This window comes from bacterium Scap17 (assembly GCA_013376735.1).
GTDB lineage: Bacteria > Pseudomonadota > Gammaproteobacteria > Pseudomonadales > Halomonadaceae > Cobetia.
Genome location: VINJ01000001.1, coordinates 2,344,396 through 2,360,657 on the forward strand (window position 1 = coordinate 2,344,396; position 16,262 = coordinate 2,360,657).

At 62.0% G+C, this 16,262-nt stretch carries 13 protein-coding genes; 6 read left to right on the forward strand and 7 right to left on the reverse strand.

Features of this window, described 5'->3' with window-relative positions; translation table 11 throughout:
- The first annotated feature begins 224 nt into the window (after positions 1-224).
- From FLM52_10055 to FLM52_10075, 5 genes are all read left to right on the forward strand, one after another.
- Positions 225-743 carry a winged helix-turn-helix transcriptional regulator gene (locus FLM52_10055; GenBank protein NVN56131.1) on the forward strand — a complete coding sequence of 173 codons (519 nt, stop codon included), beginning with the start codon at positions 225-227 and terminating at the stop codon, positions 741-743.
- Between the two features lie 112 nt (positions 744-855).
- Complete coding sequence (locus FLM52_10060; GenBank protein NVN56132.1) at positions 856-1,023, forward strand: DUF2256 domain-containing protein; 168 nt, start codon at positions 856-858, stop codon at positions 1,021-1,023.
- Positions 1,010-2,557: a DASH family cryptochrome gene (locus tag FLM52_10065; protein NVN56133.1), complete on the forward strand. Its 1,548-nt coding sequence runs from the start codon at positions 1,010-1,012 to the stop codon at positions 2,555-2,557. Before FLM52_10060 ends, FLM52_10065 begins: the two co-directional genes overlap by 14 nt.
- Positions 2,558-2,726: 169 nt before the next feature.
- On the forward strand, positions 2,727-3,998 hold the full coding sequence (locus FLM52_10070) for a HAMP domain-containing histidine kinase (protein ID NVN56134.1): 1,272 nt from the start codon (positions 2,727-2,729) through the stop codon (positions 3,996-3,998).
- Positions 3,999-4,030: 32 nt separating this feature from the next.
- Positions 4,031-4,567, forward strand: coding sequence for a response regulator transcription factor (locus FLM52_10075; GenBank protein NVN56135.1), 537 nt, complete (start codon positions 4,031-4,033; stop codon positions 4,565-4,567).
- A gap of 150 nt (positions 4,568-4,717) precedes the next feature.
- On the opposite strand, the gene FLM52_10080 is transcribed toward FLM52_10075, so the two are convergent.
- The 6 genes from FLM52_10080 to FLM52_10105 all read right to left on the reverse strand — a co-directional run bounded on the left by FLM52_10080 (position 4,718) and on the right by FLM52_10105 (position 10,397).
- The gene (locus tag FLM52_10080; protein NVN56136.1) at positions 4,718-5,491 is read right to left on the reverse strand and encodes a 3-hydroxybutyrate dehydrogenase; all 774 of its coding nucleotides are present in this window, start codon (positions 5,489-5,491) and stop codon (positions 4,718-4,720) included.
- A 224-nt stretch (positions 5,492-5,715) separates the two neighbouring features.
- Entirely contained in the window at positions 5,716-7,134 is a 1,419-nt protein-coding gene (locus tag FLM52_10085; GenBank protein NVN56137.1) for a hypothetical protein, read from the reverse strand.
- Entirely contained in the window at positions 7,131-7,793 is a 663-nt protein-coding gene (locus FLM52_10090) for a response regulator (GenBank protein NVN56138.1), read from the reverse strand. Before FLM52_10090 ends, FLM52_10085 begins: the two co-directional genes overlap by 4 nt.
- A gap of 147 nt (positions 7,794-7,940) precedes the next feature.
- Positions 7,941-8,816: a hypothetical protein gene (locus FLM52_10095; GenBank protein NVN56139.1), complete on the reverse strand. Its 876-nt coding sequence runs from the start codon at positions 8,814-8,816 to the stop codon at positions 7,941-7,943.
- Positions 8,817-9,150: 334 nt separating this feature from the next.
- Positions 9,151-9,879: an LrgB family protein gene (locus tag FLM52_10100; protein NVN56140.1), complete on the reverse strand. Its 729-nt coding sequence runs from the start codon at positions 9,877-9,879 to the stop codon at positions 9,151-9,153.
- The gene (locus FLM52_10105) at positions 9,876-10,397 is read right to left on the reverse strand and encodes a CidA/LrgA family protein (GenBank protein ID NVN56141.1); all 522 of its coding nucleotides are present in this window, start codon (positions 10,395-10,397) and stop codon (positions 9,876-9,878) included. The genes FLM52_10100 and FLM52_10105 overlap by 4 nt, the downstream gene beginning before the upstream one ends.
- A gap of 239 nt (positions 10,398-10,636) precedes the next feature.
- Here FLM52_10105 and FLM52_10110 point away from each other — a divergent pair, with 239 nt between their 5' ends.
- On the forward strand, positions 10,637-13,906 hold the full coding sequence (locus FLM52_10110) for an EAL domain-containing protein (protein NVN56142.1): 3,270 nt from the start codon (positions 10,637-10,639) through the stop codon (positions 13,904-13,906).
- A 250-nt stretch (positions 13,907-14,156) separates the two neighbouring features.
- Here FLM52_10110 and FLM52_10115 read toward each other — a convergent pair whose 3' ends face one another.
- A complete protein-coding gene (locus tag FLM52_10115) occupies positions 14,157-16,259 on the reverse strand; it encodes an HlyD family efflux transporter periplasmic adaptor subunit (GenBank protein ID NVN56143.1) in 2,103 nt (700 codons plus the stop codon).
- Positions 16,260-16,262: the final 3 nt, after the last annotated feature.

Consider the following 16,262-nt stretch of genomic DNA (forward strand, 5'->3'; position numbering starts at 1 on the left):
CGGCTCCTGATGACCCGGGGGCATCCACGGCACGACATGCCGCCACCGCCCTCAAATAGTTACATATGAAACCATATAGACGGATTCATACCTTGGCAATCACTCAAGTGCTCGACTTTTGTCTTGCTCGCTGTCGAAAGTGGTAACATCGGTAACCTGACCCGACCGCCATGCACTGTCGTGACAACGCTTGTCAGCCTTCTCACCGAGACAGGTAACTCTCGATGCAACGCACTGATGACACTCCCGAAGCGCGCGATGCCCTTGATGGGGAAGCCTCACAGGACACGCCCCGCTGCGAGCTGGATCTTGACCAGTTTTTGCCCTATCGCCTCAACCGACTGGCCGAGCGCACCAGTGAGGCGATGTTCGCCCGCTATGGCGAGCGCTTCGCCATCAATGTCGCCGAGTGGCGTCTGCTGGCCTGGTTGAGCCGCGGCGTGCCGATGACCGCGCGGGAAATCAGCCTGCGCACCCACATGGACAAGGTACGCGTCTCGCGCGCCGTCAAATCACTGGAGAGCCGTGAACTGATTCTGCGTCGTCCGAGCGAGCAGGACCAGCGTGCGCAGTTGCTTGTCCTAACCGCCGAGGGCGAGGCCATGCTCGCCGAGCTGATTCCCGAAGCGCGGCGTTTCGAGGATGAGCTGCTCGGCGCCGTCAGTGCGCGCCAGTATCGTGATCTGCTGATCACCATGCAGACTCTTGAGCGACAACTGGATCAACTGCCGGGCAGCGACTGAAGCGGACATGCAAGGCACTCGCGAACAGGATGACAGAGGACTTCCTGGCCGCCATTTCGCGTGATGTACAATTGTGGTATAGGTTATGTAAAGTTTTAGGGGCCTCGACCGCATGCATCGCAAACCGCACCTGCCCAGCAAGTTGTGCCAGACCTGTCAGCGGCCCTTCACGTGGCGCAAGAAGTGGCAGGACTGCTGGGACGAGGTACGTCATTGCAGCGAGCGCTGTCGCCGCACCGCACGCCAGAAGTCCCGGGAGGTACGCAATGACAACCACTGATCACTGGCTGGTGTGGCTGAATGACGACCTGCGCCTCGATGACAACCCGCTGTGGCAAGCCGCACTCGCCGAGCGGCCGACTCGCCTGCTGGTCGTGCATGTACTGTCCGAGACGACCTTTCAGCCCTTCGGCAGCGTCAGCCCCGGGGAGCCACACCTGCAGCCGCTCAGCACGGGACGGCAACATGCCCTGCTCGGGAGCCTGGAATCGTTGCGCACGCGACTTCAGGCGCTGGGCAGTGACCTGCTGATCCTCCATGGCGACGCAGCACGACTGATTCCGAAGCTGGCAAGGCAATATGGCTGCCGGGGTGTCATCACGCGCCGCGCCACGGGCGTGGTGGAACAACGCCAGCAGCGCGCGGTGGCAAGCCAGTGTCGCTTGCGACAATTGAACAGCGGTTTGCTGCTGGACGAAGACGAGCTGCCGGAACCACTCGCCGCCCTCCCCGTGAGCTTCAGTGCCTTCCGACGCAAGCTGGAGAAGGCCCGCCCAAGCCTTCCCGACATGCCTGCCCCGCTGGAGGCGCCATCCACGCTCCCCGGTTGGCCAGAGGACGCCCCTCGTGGCTTTCAGGGCGCGGCCAGGCAACTGCTCGAGGCTCGCCACTGGCAGGCCGACACCCGCGGAGAATACACCTTTGCCCCCGGAGAGCCCGCCGGTCTGCAGCGCCTGCAGGATTACCTGAGCCCGACCTTCGCCGGTCAGTACAAGACCACCCGCAATCGCCTCAGCGGCGCGGATTTCTCGACCCGCTTCTCCGTGTGGCTGGCACTGGGCTGTCTGTCGCCGCGGCGGATACTGGACGCGCTGCACCGTTTTCAGGCCACGCTGCCCGAGCACTGCGAGCATCCGCAGGCTGCCTTCAAGGACAGCGACTGGATCCGCGTCGAGCTTTTATGGCGTGAGTACTTCCACTGGGATGCACGGCGGCTGGGCAGGCACACCTTCACGGGCGAGTCCCAAAGCCACGACGCGGCTCTGCCGCGCAGCCATGAGCGAGAGTCGGAACCGCTTGAACGCTGGCAGACCGGAATGACCGGGGTGCCATGGGTCGATGCCGGCATGCGCGAACTGGCGGCTACCGGCTGGCTGAGCAACCGCATGCGCCAGAACGTGGCGAGCTTTCTGGTCAAGGACCTTGGCGTGGACTGGCGCCAGGGAGCGGCCTGGTTCGAGCATCAGCTACTGGATCACGACGTCGCCTCCAACTGGGGCAACTGGCGCTATCTGGCGGGTATCGGACGTGATCCGTGCGGGGATCGGCACTTCAACATGATGAAGCAGGCACGCCAGCATGACCCTCTCGGTCATTACGTCAGCCGCTGGATACCAGAGATTGCGACACTGCCCGCCGGCATGCAGCGCCATGCGCCCTGGCTCGCCTGGTCAAGCAGCGCAGGGCGCAACGGATCAGCGGGCCACTACCCGCGCCAGCCTCTCACGCATGTCGAGGGCTGGGAGGCCCACCTGGCCGACGTCACACCGACACGCGTGACGCCCTGGCTGAGTGGCTCCTTCGAGCGAGGCTGACAAGCGTTGAACCACGAAGAGAGCGCCACAAAGCGAGCACAACGAAGAGGGTGCAACGCAGAGGAAGCAACGCAGGGGATTGCATGGCGCCTTGGCGCTAACTGACCGTCAGGGCTGCACTTTATGAGCCTTATTCACTATCATGGCCGCATTCCTCGCAGGAGTCGTCATGAATCAGCCGCTACCGCCACCACTGTCCACGCCGCACCGCAATCTCATTCGTCTGACCATCGCGCGCGGCATCACCTGGACCGGCTTTCTCATCCTGATCATCTTTGGGCTCGAGATCATCGGCTTTCAGCTCAACGTGCTGCCCGTCATCTCGATCATCATCGCGATGGGGCTGGTCAATGTCGCGACCTGGTGGCGCCTCGGGCAGTCGCATCCCGTCACCGACACCGAGAACCTGATTCACCTGCTGGTGGATATCGCCGGTCTGACGATGCTGTTCTTCCATACCGGTGGCTCCACCAACCCCTTCGTGCCCTATTATCTGGTGCCGGTGACCATGGCGGCCGCAACGCTCCCGTGGCGTTATGCCTGGGTGATTGCCGCGGTCGGCATGGGCTGTTACAGCTTCCTGATGGTGTTCTATGAGCCGGTGCCACAGCTGGCGACCTACGAGCTGGGCGGACGCATCAGCCTGCATGTCATCGGCATGTGGCTGAACTTCGGCCTGTCGGCGTCGCTGGTGACCTACTTCATCTACAAGATGGCCCATGCCCTGCGCACCCGGGATCAGGCGCTGTCCACCACGCGTGAGGCCGCCCTGCGCAGCGAGCAGGTATTGGCGGTGGCCAGCCAGGCCGCCGGCACCGCGCATGAGCTGGGCACCCCGCTCTCCACCATGGCGGTGCTGCTGAGCGAGATGCGCGAGGATGCCAAGGACAGGAATGACCCTCAACTGGAGGATGATCTCGCCCTGCTGCGCAGTCAGGTCGACACCTGCAAGCAACGCCTGCAGGCGATGGTAGCCGCGGCCGACCGCCGCCGCATGGAGCAGCCCCAACCCATCAACGCTGCCCAGTGGCTGGAGGAAATCGTGCAGCGCTGGCTGGTGGTGCGCCCGGATGTGCAGCATAGCGTCGAGGTGACGCCCGGCGCTGAACAGGCCTCCATGCTGGTGGACACCACGCTTGAGCAGGCACTGATGAATCTGCTCAACAATGCCGCTGACGCCTGCCCGGATGATATCGAGATCACCTTGGAGCAACGCGATCAGGAAGTGCTGATCGACATCCGCGATCATGGCGATGGTGTGCCCATGGCGGTGGCGGATCAGCTCGGCGAGACCTTCATCTCCACCAAGTCCAAGGGCATGGGCATCGGCCTGTTCCTCACGCATGCCACCATCAATCGGTTCGGTGGCGGCGTGAGTCTGTACAACCACGAAGATGGCGGCACCTTGACGGAAGTGCGCCTCCCCCTTCATCTGACATGATGGCGGCAAAGACCGCCCAAGCGAGAACCCTGATGAGCGATGCAACCCGACTGCTGATCATCGACGATGATGAATTCTTCTGCCAGGTCACGGCGCGCGCCATGACGCGTCGCGGCTATGAAGTGGAAGTGGCCCGTGATGAAGCCCAGGCACTCAGCGTGGCGCGCAGCCACCGCCCGGAGCTGATCACGCTGGACCTGAAGCTCGAGCAGAGTTCCGGCCTCAAGCTGCTGCCAGAACTGATCGCCCTGCTACCTGACGCGCGTATCGTGGTGCTGACCGGCTATTCCAGCATCGCCACCGCGGTGGAAGCCATCAAGCTTGGCGCGGTCAACTACCTGTGCAAGCCCGCCGATGCCGATGAGATTCTCAACGCCTTCAACCGCGAAGGCGGCGACCCTGCCGCCGAGATCTCCGACAACCCGCCGTCAGTCAACCGCCTGACCTGGGAGCACATCCAGAAGGTGCTCAACGAGCACGATGGCAACATCTCCTCCACGGCCCGCGCCCTGGGCATGCACCGCCGTACCCTGCAACGCAAACTGCAGAAGCGGCCGGTCAAGCGCTGAGATAGCGCCGCAGCCCTGGCCTGCGTCCCAGGCGACATCTTGTTGCCGAGCAAGTAAAAGCCCTCACCATGGATTCGTGCTTGCACGCAAGGATGGTGAGGGCTTGGTGTCTCTTTACAGCCTGGAATGAGTCGACACTCAGGTACGTCGTTACTGCGCCGTCCACCCCAGGTCCATGTTGAAGCTGGAGCCGGTTACCGAGCCTGCCTTGTCAGATGCCAGCCATACCGCCATGCCCGCCACTTCGGAGGGATCGATCATGTGCTTGATCGCTGCGCCCTTGAGCATGATCTTCTCGATCACTTCATCTTCGGGCATGTCATTGAGCTTGGCCTGCTCGGCGATCTGCTTGTCGACCAGCGGTGTGCGCACGTAGGCCGGGCAAATGGCATTGGCGGTGATCCCACTTTCCCCACCCTCGAGCGCAGCGGTCTTGGTCAGGCCCATCAGGCCATGCTTGGCGCTGACGTAGGCCGCCTTGCCCGGTGACGCGACGTGCGCATGGATGGATGCCATGTTGACGATGCGCCCATACCCATTCTTCTCCATGTGCGGCCAGGCTGCCTGGATCAGCGTGAACGGCGCACTCAGCATCAAGGCGATGATCTGATTCCACTTGGCTTCGGGGAAGTCCTTGATGCGCTCGACATGCTGAATGCCGGCATTGTTGACCAGGATATCGAGGCGTCCGAAACGGGATACGGCGTCTTCCACCGCCGCGCGACACTGCTCGGCATCCGTCAGGTCGGCCTTGAAGAAGGCAGCCCCGGCCTTGTCGGCGACCTCTGCCCCCTCATCACTGAAATCGACCGCCAGCACCTGATGCCCGGCATCGCACATCGCTTGCATGATGGCGGCGCCGATACCACTGGCGGTGCCGGTCACCAGTGCAACGCGGACAGGGGAAGATTGTAGTTCACTCATGCGAATCTCCTGACAGAGGGGAATGTCATGCTGCTCTGCAACATATCATGAAGATAGCGCTAATCTAGCCGCCTTTACCACCCGACCATCGCCGAGTTGCACTCCCCCCCTGGCATTATCGAGCGCCAGCCAGTATCACAGCCGCATGATGCATGCGACGCAATCGTTGCATCCGCCGACGCAACCCGGCCGCCAGGCGCTATTCACGACGAGAAGTGGGCCGGCTATGACGGAAAGCGAACCTGCACCAGCAGCCCCGGGGCCTGCGGCGTTCCCAAGGGACTCTCCTTCAGCGCAAGCTCTGCGCCTAGACGTTCAGCGAGCTCGCGCACGATGGAAAGGCCCAGCCCGGAACCTTGAGTCTTCTGGCCGGCCAGACGCACGAAGCGCTCAAAGACGCGCTCGCGTTCACGCAGCGGGATTCCGGGGCCCGTATCGGCCACTTCCAGACGCCATCCATCGTCGTCGCGGCGGATATCCAGACGCACCTCTCCGCCTTCTGGCGTATAGCGCAGCGCATTGTCGAGCAGATTGCGCAGCAGCACGTAGAGGCCGTTCTCATGACTGACCAGCTGCGCGCCGGGTGCAACCTCGATATGCAGCTTGATGCCTCGCTGGCGTGCCATGGGGCCCAGGTCCCGCGCCAGCTCATTGGTCAGCTGGACGAGATCGACGGAGCGACGCGGTGCCTCTGCCCCGCTTTCCAGTCGTGACAGGGTCAACAGCTGCTCCACTACCCGTGTCATGCGATTGACGCCATCCACGATCATGCGTGCCGAGCGCCGCGAGGCCTCATCCCTGGCATCGGCCTCCAGATTCTGGGCATGCACCTTGATGCCCGCCAAGGGAGTCCGCAATTCATGGGCCGCATTGGCCGTGAAGCGCCGCTCCTTGTCAAGGGTGTCCGCCAGGCGCACCAGCAGCCCATTGAGGGCATCCACCATGCCGCGTATCTCGTCAGGTGCCTCGCTGGCATCCAGCGGCTCAAGGTATCCGGGTTGACGGGCCGTGATCTGATGACTGATGCGCAGTACGGGACGAAACCCCCGCGAGACCGCCACACCGATCAGCAAGGCGATCACGAGCAGCCCGACCACCAGCGCCAGCACGTTGTGCAACGCAATCTGGCCAGTCAGTTCATCGCGCACATCTTCACGCTGGGCCGCCGTGACCCAGATGCCACTCTCGGGGAAATACAGCGTGAAGGTGAACCAGTCATGGTGATTGTCATGCTGCATGCCATAGCCAGGCACCGGCAGGTAATCCAGCGCCACGGAGCGTGACGAGAGGCCAAGCAACGGCTGGCCCAGCGCATCCCACATCTGGAAGATCAGTTTGTCTTCATAGACATGTCCCAGCGGGGATTTCTCATGGCCATCGGCAAAGCTCAAGGAGGGCGGGCGCAGGCTGAACTGGCCCGATGTCATCTGCTGCAACTTTTCCTGACGCGCGTCTGGTGTCAACGACGCGAGTCGGGACTGATAGAGTCGCCCCAGCATGCGTGCATTCTGGGCCAGTTCAGCGTCGAACAGCTCATCAATCTGCTCGCGGGAATCAAAATAGCTCCAGGCGGCGGCCGTCCCCAGCACGACCACGACGCCACCGATCAGGTTGCGCCGCAGGAAACTGCGGATGGATTTCACGTGAGTTCCCCCAGCCGATACCCCACGCCGCGCACGGTCTTGACCACCTCGGTGCCGAACTTGCGGCGCAGATGGTGCACATGTACCTCGATGACATTGCTCTCGACATCGCCATCCCAGCCATAGAGCTGCTCGACGAGCTGATCCCGGCTGAAGACACGACTGGGGTGCAGCAGCAGGAACTCCAGCAGATCAAATTCGCGCCGCCCCAGCGCGACTTCGCTACCGGCGAGCGTGACAGTGCGGCCAGCCTGATCAATGCGCAATGGCCCCAGCTGCAGGCAACCGCTGGGCTGCCCGGCATGGCGCCTGACCAGCGCACGCAGACGCGCTACCAGCTCGGCAATGTCGAATGGCTTGACCAGATAGTCGTCCGCGCCGCCGTCCAGACCACGCACCCGGTCGCTGATGTCATCACGTGCCGTCAGGATCAATACCGGCAACGTCTGGCCCTGACGGCGCAAGTGACTCAAGACCTGCAGACCATCGAGATCCGGCAGGCCAAGGTCCAGCACCAGCACATCGAAGGGCGAATGCTTGAGCGTGGCGGCAACGTTGGCGCCCTCCTTCAACCATTCAGTGCTCATGCCTTCGCGGCGCAGGGTATGGCTGACCCCCTCGCCCAACAACGGATCATCTTCGACGAGCAGAACTCGCATCTGGACTCCTTGGAATCGTTCTGATTCTGCCATGTCATATCGGGACATGAGAGGACATGAGACAAGACGTCCGCCACCGATGGGTGGCGAACGTTGGAAGCATACTGCGGAATAGCACATCGCCGGTGTCGATGGATCAGCCAGTCATCACACACCGCTGCGTGCGCGACGCCCCGGGTGTCGAGCATGGCGCCACCTGGCCAGACGCGCCGTCAGCAGCATTTTCTGCTCACGCAGCCCGAGCGCGCCACGCTCCAGCATGCGGCGCGGCCCTCCGATGACACGCCGCAACGCCTCACCCGCCACCAACCAGCCATCCGCGAGCGGGTGCCCGGCTCGCGCCAGACGCAATCGGAAGATCAGCTCGCGCGCCTGACGCGCCACACTGACAGGATGGTTGCCCTGATGACGCGCCAGGCGCATCAACAGAGGGTCCTCTTCGCCGGTGATCAGCGCCGGGGTATGCAACCTGATACGTGAGTGCTTCGCTGTCGGTAGCGGAACGAAAAAGTCGCCATCTGCCTGCACGATCAGCTCCAGCAGTGGGCGTCGACTATCCGCCGAGTCATGCAGCTCAAGACACTCCAGTACCTTGGCACGCATCTCGGCCGGCCACCCCCCATGCTCGAGCACATGCCAGGCGCGGCCACTCTCCAGGTGCCAGCGGCCATCGCCCGGCAGGCTCAGCAAGGTATCGGGGCGCTCCAAAGTCGGGATGTTGCGCAGTTGCGTGCATAGCGCGTCCCCCCTCACATCTGCGTGCGTCAGTGACAGGCGGCGATGTTGCTGGCCTCTCGGGGTGGGCAACAACCTGCACAGCAAGGCAAGGTCATCCCCCTCTCGCTCGACCAGAGTCAATGCAGCCCCTGCTGCTGCCAGCTGCCAACAGAACTCTCGACAGCTGGAGGCCATCGGCGCCTCGACCAGGACCCGATGCCCGGCAAGGCCAGCGGGCTGGAGCCTTTCAGCGGTGTGGGCAAGACCAGTGCGTTCAAGAACTGTGCGTGCAAGAGAAGTGAACATGAGGGCTTTCCTTGGGTCGAGGCATTACCAGACACAGAGGCGCGAGTGGATGCCACGCCTTGTGGACCTGCGCAGGAGCATGATCGATCAGCTCACTGACAGACATGTGGCAACGAGGTGACATCTCCACAAGACGTGCTGGCGATTGCCATGGCCAACACGCAAGCGCTGAGCTGAACCATGGAGTGATCACCAGCATGAATGGCTGCGCTTAACGCAAACTTAAGCTCTCATAGGACGATGCCACGATAACGCTGGCCTTCCTGCTTCTTGCTCGCCGCTTGCTCGCCGATTGCTCACCTCCAGCTCGACTCTCCACCAATGTCCCTCATGCTCAGACGCCGAACAGCCTGACGATAGGCGGCACGATGAAGGCGGTCAGCAGACCGGTCAGCCCCATCGACATGCCAGCGAAGGCGCCCGCCAGCGTGCTCACCGACGAGAAGCAGAAGGCAGTACCGATACCATGCGCCGACAAGCCCATGGTGAAGCCCTTGACGGTATCGTCTCGCGCCCCTGCCAGTCGCATGACAACGGGGCCTACCACACAGCCCAGGGTGCCGGTCAGCAGCACCAGCCCTGCCGTCAGCGAGGGAATACCGCCCAGTTTTTCGGCGATCCCCATCGCGATCGGCGATGTGACGGATTTGGGCGCCAGGCTCAAGGCCACCTGGGTATGTGCCCCCAGTGCCAGCGCCAGACCCAGGGTGGTGGTCACGGCAGTGACGATGCCGACGCAACAGGCCGTCAGCAGTGGCCACAGCATCTGCTTGACGCGATCGAGATGGTCAAACAACGGTACCGCCAGCGCAACGGTGGCCGGCCCGAGCAGGAAGTGGATGAACTGGGCCCCTTCGAAGTAGGTGGGATAGTCGGTATCCGTCAGCCACAGAAACCCGATGATCAGCGCGATGGAGACCAGTACCGGATGCGCCAGCGATGCGCCCCGGGCCAGACGATTGATCGCCGTCGCCAGCAGAAAGGCCACCAGCGTCAACAGCAGATGCAGCAACGGAGAAGCGCTCAGGTACACCCACAGGGCGTCCAGCGGGGCCAGATTCATGAGGACACCTCATCGGCGCTGGGTGACTTGCCTCCTGACCCGCTCGGTGTCGCAGAACCTCGATCGATCAAGCGCTGCAATAGCCACGCCGTGACGAATTGGGTGACCGCGATCGACGCGACCAGCGTGATGGCGATGGCGGTGAGATCGCGTGCGATAAGCTCGAAATGGACCATCACACCAACGCCCGCGGGCACGAACAGCAGCGACAGATGCGAGAGCAGGCCATTGCTGGCAAGCCTGAGACTGGCAGGCACACGTTCCCGCAGCAGCGCACGGGCCAGCTGACGTTGACCGAGATCTCGATCCGCATTCTCGTCAATACGCAGCACTCCTTCCCCCTCTCTGTCCGGGGCAGGCAACAACCGTTTGCGCAACCGCCCTCGCAACATCAACCCCAGCAGCAGGAACAACATTCCCAATACCGGCCCCGGCACCGGAAGCAACAACGCACGCCCCGTCACCTCGCCGAGAAACTGGCAAAGCAGCAAGATGCAGAACCCCTTGATCAACGCCATTTCCTTACAGACTCCTCTTGACCGTGTCAGCCCGTCAGGCCGTCATGCTGACAATTATGTCACAGCCATCCCTGACGCCCTTGCCTCTCCCTCCCGGCATCCTCATGACCCCGGCGCCCTTGCTGCCCTCCGTGCTCTCAGTGCTCTCAACTCCCAACAACGGTGAGGCAACGCTTTACTGTGATAGTCTGCGATCTTGATCCCCCATCACCGTTACAGACAGGGAAGGCTGCGACACGATGCCAGATTCTCTCGGGCTTGATACATCCATTATTCCCAATTGGATCAAGACATTGCGGCATGAAGAGGATCATCAGGCCCTGATGATCCTTGAGCTGGCTGCCGACCTGGCTGGCGCTCCCATGGCGATGATCAACCTGCGTGATGGCGAGCAGCTCAAGCGCTGGTTGAGTCTGGACGACAACGTGCATGAGTCGGTTCCCATCAACGATACGCTGTGTGGCGTGGCGGTACTGCAAGCCAGCCCCCTCATCACGTGTGACGCCCGTCGACAACCGGAACTCGCCGGTTGCAGTTCGGTTCTTGTCGACGGCATTCGTTATTACATCGGCCTGCCTATCAAGGCAGACAATGGTGAAATAATCGGCTGCATGAGCCTGGCGGACGCTGAGCCGCGTCAACAATTGCCCAGCCCGGACGTCCTCGTCCGGCTGGACAAGCTCGCGAGCCTGGCAACCGAGGCGCTGAAACGCCAGGTCAATCAAAGCTACCTCAATGCAGAGTTTGCAGACAGTCAGTCGCGCGCCAGCTGGATAATGCGCAGCATTTCCGATGGCATCATCGAATGGAAAACAGGTAACGAGAGATTGACCATCTCTACCCGTCTGGAAAACCAGTTGGGGTATGAAGCCGGCACACTCGACACTGCACTCGGGGCGCTGCATGAGAGAGTCGCACCCGACATGCGTGACGACTTCAAGGCCTTGATCAATGCCAAGCGACTGAGCGGGACGCCTTTCAATTGTGAGTTGCTGATCCGCACTCAGCAGGGAGATCATCGCTGGTTTGAGCTGCGCGCTCAATTCGAGGTCAGAAACGGCGCGCCCTACCGCTTCATCGGCTCATTGCTGGATATCCATCAGCAGCAACTGGCCAAGGATGCCCAGGCCGACAAGCTGCGCCGCTATGAACGTCAGCAGGCGGCCTTGATCGAGCTCGGCAACACCCGCCACGATGAGAACGCGCAGCTCGACAGCCTGCTGCCATGGTTATGTGAGCAAGTCGCCAAGGGCCTGCAGATACGCAAGGTAAGCTTCTGGTACATGAATGACGACCGTGACTGTCTTTCGCTTGCCCATGTCCATGATGCGTGGGTCCCACCGCCGCACGATGCCACGCATGACACAGTCCCCACTCGCCTTACCCGCACCCATAACCCAGTCTATTTCGAGGCTCTGGATGCCGGTCATGCGCTCGCCCTGGCCGACGTGACCAAGGCCAATCAGGAATTGCTGTTTGATGGCACCTTCCGCTGCAGCGTGAAGGCCATCATCGACAGCCCGATCCGTGTGGCGGGCCAGGTGGTGGCCGTCATCTGCTGCACGGAAAGCAATGCCCCGCGCGAATGGGCGGATGATGAACAGGCGTTTCTGGCCTCGGTGGCGGATCACGTCTCACAGCTCATGACCGAATTCGAGCAACAGGCTTCTCAGAAACGCCTGCGTGCCAGCGAGCGACGCTACCGCGCCACCTTCGAGCATTCCGCTGTCGGCATGGCACACCTGAGCACCAGTGGCCAGCTGTTGCGCGTCAACCAACGACTCGAGAGCATCCTGGGCTACACCGCCGCCACCTTGTCGCAGAGTGTGATACGCGAACTGATCGAGCCGGAAGACCTGGAAAGCTTCCTGCAGCAACATCAGGCCCTGATCGAGCAGCGCAAGGACTTCTTTACCCAGCAATGCCGCTTCATCCATGCCTCCGGCAACTCGGTGCATGCAGAGATCAGTGTCTCTGCGGTCGAGGCGACGCCAGACCAGGATGGCTATACGCTGCTGGCGCTGATCGACAATACGCTCAATCACACCATGTCGCAGCGCATGGCTCACGAGGCCAATCACGACAGCCTGACGGGCTTGCTCAATCGCGGCGCCTTCAAGCGTGAACTGACGACACTTTGCGATGATGCACGCGCCACTCACACGCTACATTGTCTCGCCTACATCGATCTGGACCAGTTCAAGGTCGTCAATGACACCTGCGGCCACTCGGCCGGCGATGCGCTATTGATCCAGCTGGTCGACGTGATTGCCGCCGACTTGCGCAAGCAAGATCGTCTCGCGCGCTTGGGAGGGGATGAATTCGGCTTATTGATGCCAGACATGTCGCTGGAGGCCGCCGAGGCACTGCTCGAAGAGATGCGCCAGTCCGTCACCAACTTCCGATTCATGTGGGAAGACAAGCTGTTCACCATCAGTACCAGCATTGGCCTGGTGAGCATCGACAGCAATCACAACGACCCGCACCAACTGCTGAGTGCCGCCGATGCTGCCTGCTATGAAGCCAAGGATGCCGGGCGTAACCGCATTCATCGCCACAGTGAATCCGGTGACGAGGTAGCTCGGCGCATGCAGGAAATGCACTGGCTGACAGAAATCACCGCGGCCATCGAAGAACAGCGCCTGGTGCTTTACCAACAGCCGATTGTCAGCACTCTCGCCACTGCACAAGCTGACAACGCAGAGCTAGGCAACGACCCGCATTGCAAGCCGCTCAGCGAGCTACATTACGAAGTGCTGGTGCGATTGAAAGGCCGAGATGGCACCATCATTGCCCCGGGCGCCTTCCTGCCTGCGGCGGAGCGTTATGGCCTGTCAGCCGCCATCGATGAACATGTCGTTCGCCAATACCTGAGCTGGCTGGCAGCGCACCCTGCGCATGCCCAGCGACTGACCATGGTGTCTCTCAATCTCTCTGGACACTCCATCAGCAGCCCGAGCTTTCGTGACCTGCTGGTCACGCTGGTCCGCGACAGTGGCATCCCGGGTGACAAGCTGTGTTTCGAGATCACCGAATCCGTCGCCATCACGCGGCTGGGCGACGCTCGTGCCTTCTTCGAGGCACTCGGCGCACTCGGTTGTTCCTTCGCGCTGGATGACTTCGGGAGTGGCGTGTCATCCTTTGGCTACCTGAAAAACCTGCCCGTCGACTTCCTGAAGATCGATGGCGCCTTCATTCGCGACATGGACACCAACCGCGTCTCCTACTCCATCGCCCGCGCCATTGCCGAGGTCGCGCGTGAAATGGGTATGAAGACCGTGGCGGAATTCGTGGGGAGTGCGCAAGTGCTCGCCTCCGTCGCCACCATCGGCGCCGACTATGTGCAGGGCTACGCGCTGGGCATGCCGGAGCCACTCGAGACACTCGCCATCTGCTCCAATACCGATGACAGCCACGGCAAGAGGCGTACCGGCGACACAGACTCCAGCCCGATCTCACGGGTCAACGACGCTCGGGTGGCGCAGCCTCTTGCTCCTAAGTCCGGCTGAATCAGGGCGTGTCGAATCAAGGCGGAGCGCCCCATAGAGCAGAGCGCGGCGTTTCATCGAAACCACACAAAGCCCTCTTTCCAAAGCCTCCTTTTCAAGCACTCTCCATAAGCCCTGTCTCCAGAGATCCGCTCTCCAGAACCAGACCAGAGAAGCCCAGCCTCCGAGCGGCGAACGCCACTCGTAAGCTGGGCTTTTGCTCTCTTATTTAAAATACAGGATGCAGGGCGCAGGAGTGAGAATAGCGGTGTCAGAAACCGGATTCGCGACGCCAGACCCCCACCACTTCACGCCAGGTGCGGCTCAAGAGGCTTCGCGGCTCAGTCTCGACGTTGACCATGCCGCGCCGGCCGGGCATCGAGAGTACCAGCGCCTGCGAGAAGTCCACCGGCTCAAGCGTGACACGATAGAGGCTGCGCATCAGTTCCAGCTGCCCTTCCTCGCCCTCGCGAACCTTCAACTCCCCACCATAGGGCGCGGCCATTTCAGGCTGCTCAAGTACTGCGACTGCCTGTGGTTCGACGCTGACCACGCGCATTTCCAGCGGCTTGCCTACCGGTGCCAACGGATAGAACCAGGCAGTAGCACCTTCATCGACGCGCAGCACCTCTTCCTCTTCCACCCAGGCCGTCAGGGTCACCTGCTGGGGATTACGCAGCGTCATCACCCACTCACCTTCACCGACCCAGCCCCCTTCTCGCAAGGCAGGGTTGAGCGAGTGCACCTTGCCGGCGAATGCCGCCTCCAGCTGACCGGTCGCCTGCTCGGCTTGCAGCGCGCTGACCCGTTGGCGCTGCACATCCAGATCAGCCTGTACGACCGGACTATCCTGCAGCAGCCTGCGATCCAGGCCACTGGCGGAGCGACGCCAGTCCAGCTGCTCCACGCGACGCTCGGCACTGGCAAGCCGCTGGGCGACTTCCGGGGCACTGATGGTCGCCAGCGCTTGACCGGCGCTCACCTCGTCACCCTGGGCGACATCGAGATGCAGCTGGCCACCGAAAGGGGCTTCGAGACGGGCCGAGGGTTGCTCAAGCCATCCCGGCAGACGTAGCTCGCTCTGCCAGGGCCAGACCAGCAAGGCCCCCAGTGCCACGATGATCATCCCGGTACGAAGCAGCGCCAGATTGGCGCGTGGCTTGCGACCTTCACTGAACCAGCGCCGAATTTCATTCACGATTGGCCGCATGATGAAGTACCAGATCTCGACGGCGAACAGCACGATGCCGAGAAGCTTGAAGAAGAAGTGATAGACCGCCAGGGCGATCCCGAGAAACAGCAGCAGGCGATATACCCAGACGCCGAACGCGAACAGTACCAGAGCACGCTGCGGACGCTCAGGCGGCGCTTCCTTGAAGGCGAACAGCCATTCACGTAGCTGCCAACGCGCCAGCGCCTGGGAGCGCGGTTCAAGATTGGGCTGTCGCCAGGCATCCGACAGCAGGTAATAGCCATCGAAGCGCATCAGAGGATTGAAGTTGACCAGCGCCGACATGATCCAGGTCGTCGTCGCCAACCAGAAACACAGGGTGCGCAGCAGGCCTTCCGGCAGCAGATGCCAGCTCAGTAACGCCAGTACCGCGATAGAGAGCTCGACCGCGACACCCGCAATATCGACGTCAACTCTGTCCCGAGCCCGGGTGAGTCGCCAGGTATCACTGGTATCGGTATAGAGCACCGGCCAGCCAACAATGAAAGCCACTCCGATGGTCGGGACGCGCGCGCCCTTGGCCTTGGCAACGAAAGCGTGCCCCAGCTCATGCAGTATCTTGACGAAGACCAGCGCCAGCCCCAACGTCAGCCAGCCGCCGACAGCGCCGAGTGCCGCGAAGCTCGCGATGAAGGTATCCAGCTGGCGTACCGTCAGCCATAGGCCCACCAGAAACATGACCGCCAGGCTCCAGAAGAAGCCCCGGCTACCCAGCCAGCGTACCTTGTTGACGTGCCGGCTCAGCCAGCGATCCGGATTGGCCAGTGGAATGCGCACGAAGAGATAGTGATGCATCAACCACTTGAGCCCGGTGGGGCGCGACTCAAGGCGGCGTTGGTAGCGCTCCTGCTGACCGGGATCCCCACGCACCAGATCATGCTGACGCAGAAATTCCGACAAGGCGCGCAACTGCTCGCCAGGCACTTCACGACCAAGACTGGCACTCGCCTGTTTGGCGGCTGCCGCTTCCTGACCACCGCGAATGAAGGGCAGCAATTCGATGGCGGCCTCGCCCAGTCGGTAGAAGCGCTGGGCGACCGGATCATGCAGCAACCAGCGCCGCTTACCATCGCGATCCTGCTCGACGGGGTGCAACTTGAGGTCTTCACGCAGTACGGCCAGCGGGGGAGTCTGTGAGATCATGCT

What these genes read in the sequence shown, in the direction of transcription:
- FLM52_10055 (NVN56131.1), top strand. Translation starts at nt 225, where the DNA reads ATGCAACGCACTGATGACACTCCCGAAGCGCGCGATGCCCTTGATGGG.
- FLM52_10060 (NVN56132.1), top strand. Translation starts at nt 856, where the DNA reads ATGCATCGCAAACCGCACCTGCCCAGCAAGTTGTGCCAGACCTGTCAG.
- FLM52_10065 (NVN56133.1), top strand. Translation starts at nt 1,010, where the DNA reads ATGACAACCACTGATCACTGGCTGGTGTGGCTGAATGACGACCTGCGC.
- FLM52_10070 (NVN56134.1), top strand. Translation starts at nt 2,727, where the DNA reads ATGAATCAGCCGCTACCGCCACCACTGTCCACGCCGCACCGCAATCTC.
- FLM52_10075 (NVN56135.1), top strand. Translation starts at nt 4,031, where the DNA reads ATGAGCGATGCAACCCGACTGCTGATCATCGACGATGATGAATTCTTC.
- FLM52_10080 (NVN56136.1), bottom strand. Translation starts at nt 5,491, where the DNA reads ATGAGTGAACTACAATCTTCCCCTGTCCGCGTTGCACTGGTGACCGGC.
- FLM52_10090 (NVN56138.1), bottom strand. Translation starts at nt 7,793, where the DNA reads ATGCGAGTTCTGCTCGTCGAAGATGATCCGTTGTTGGGCGAGGGGGTC.
- FLM52_10095 (NVN56139.1), bottom strand. Translation starts at nt 8,816, where the DNA reads ATGTTCACTTCTCTTGCACGCACAGTTCTTGAACGCACTGGTCTTGCC.
- FLM52_10100 (NVN56140.1), bottom strand. Translation starts at nt 9,879, where the DNA reads ATGAATCTGGCCCCGCTGGACGCCCTGTGGGTGTACCTGAGCGCTTCT.
- FLM52_10105 (NVN56141.1), bottom strand. Translation starts at nt 10,397, where the DNA reads ATGGCGTTGATCAAGGGGTTCTGCATCTTGCTGCTTTGCCAGTTTCTC.
- FLM52_10110 (NVN56142.1), top strand. Translation starts at nt 10,637, where the DNA reads ATGCCAGATTCTCTCGGGCTTGATACATCCATTATTCCCAATTGGATC.
- FLM52_10115 (NVN56143.1), bottom strand. Translation starts at nt 16,259, where the DNA reads ATGATCTCACAGACTCCCCCGCTGGCCGTACTGCGTGAAGACCTCAAG.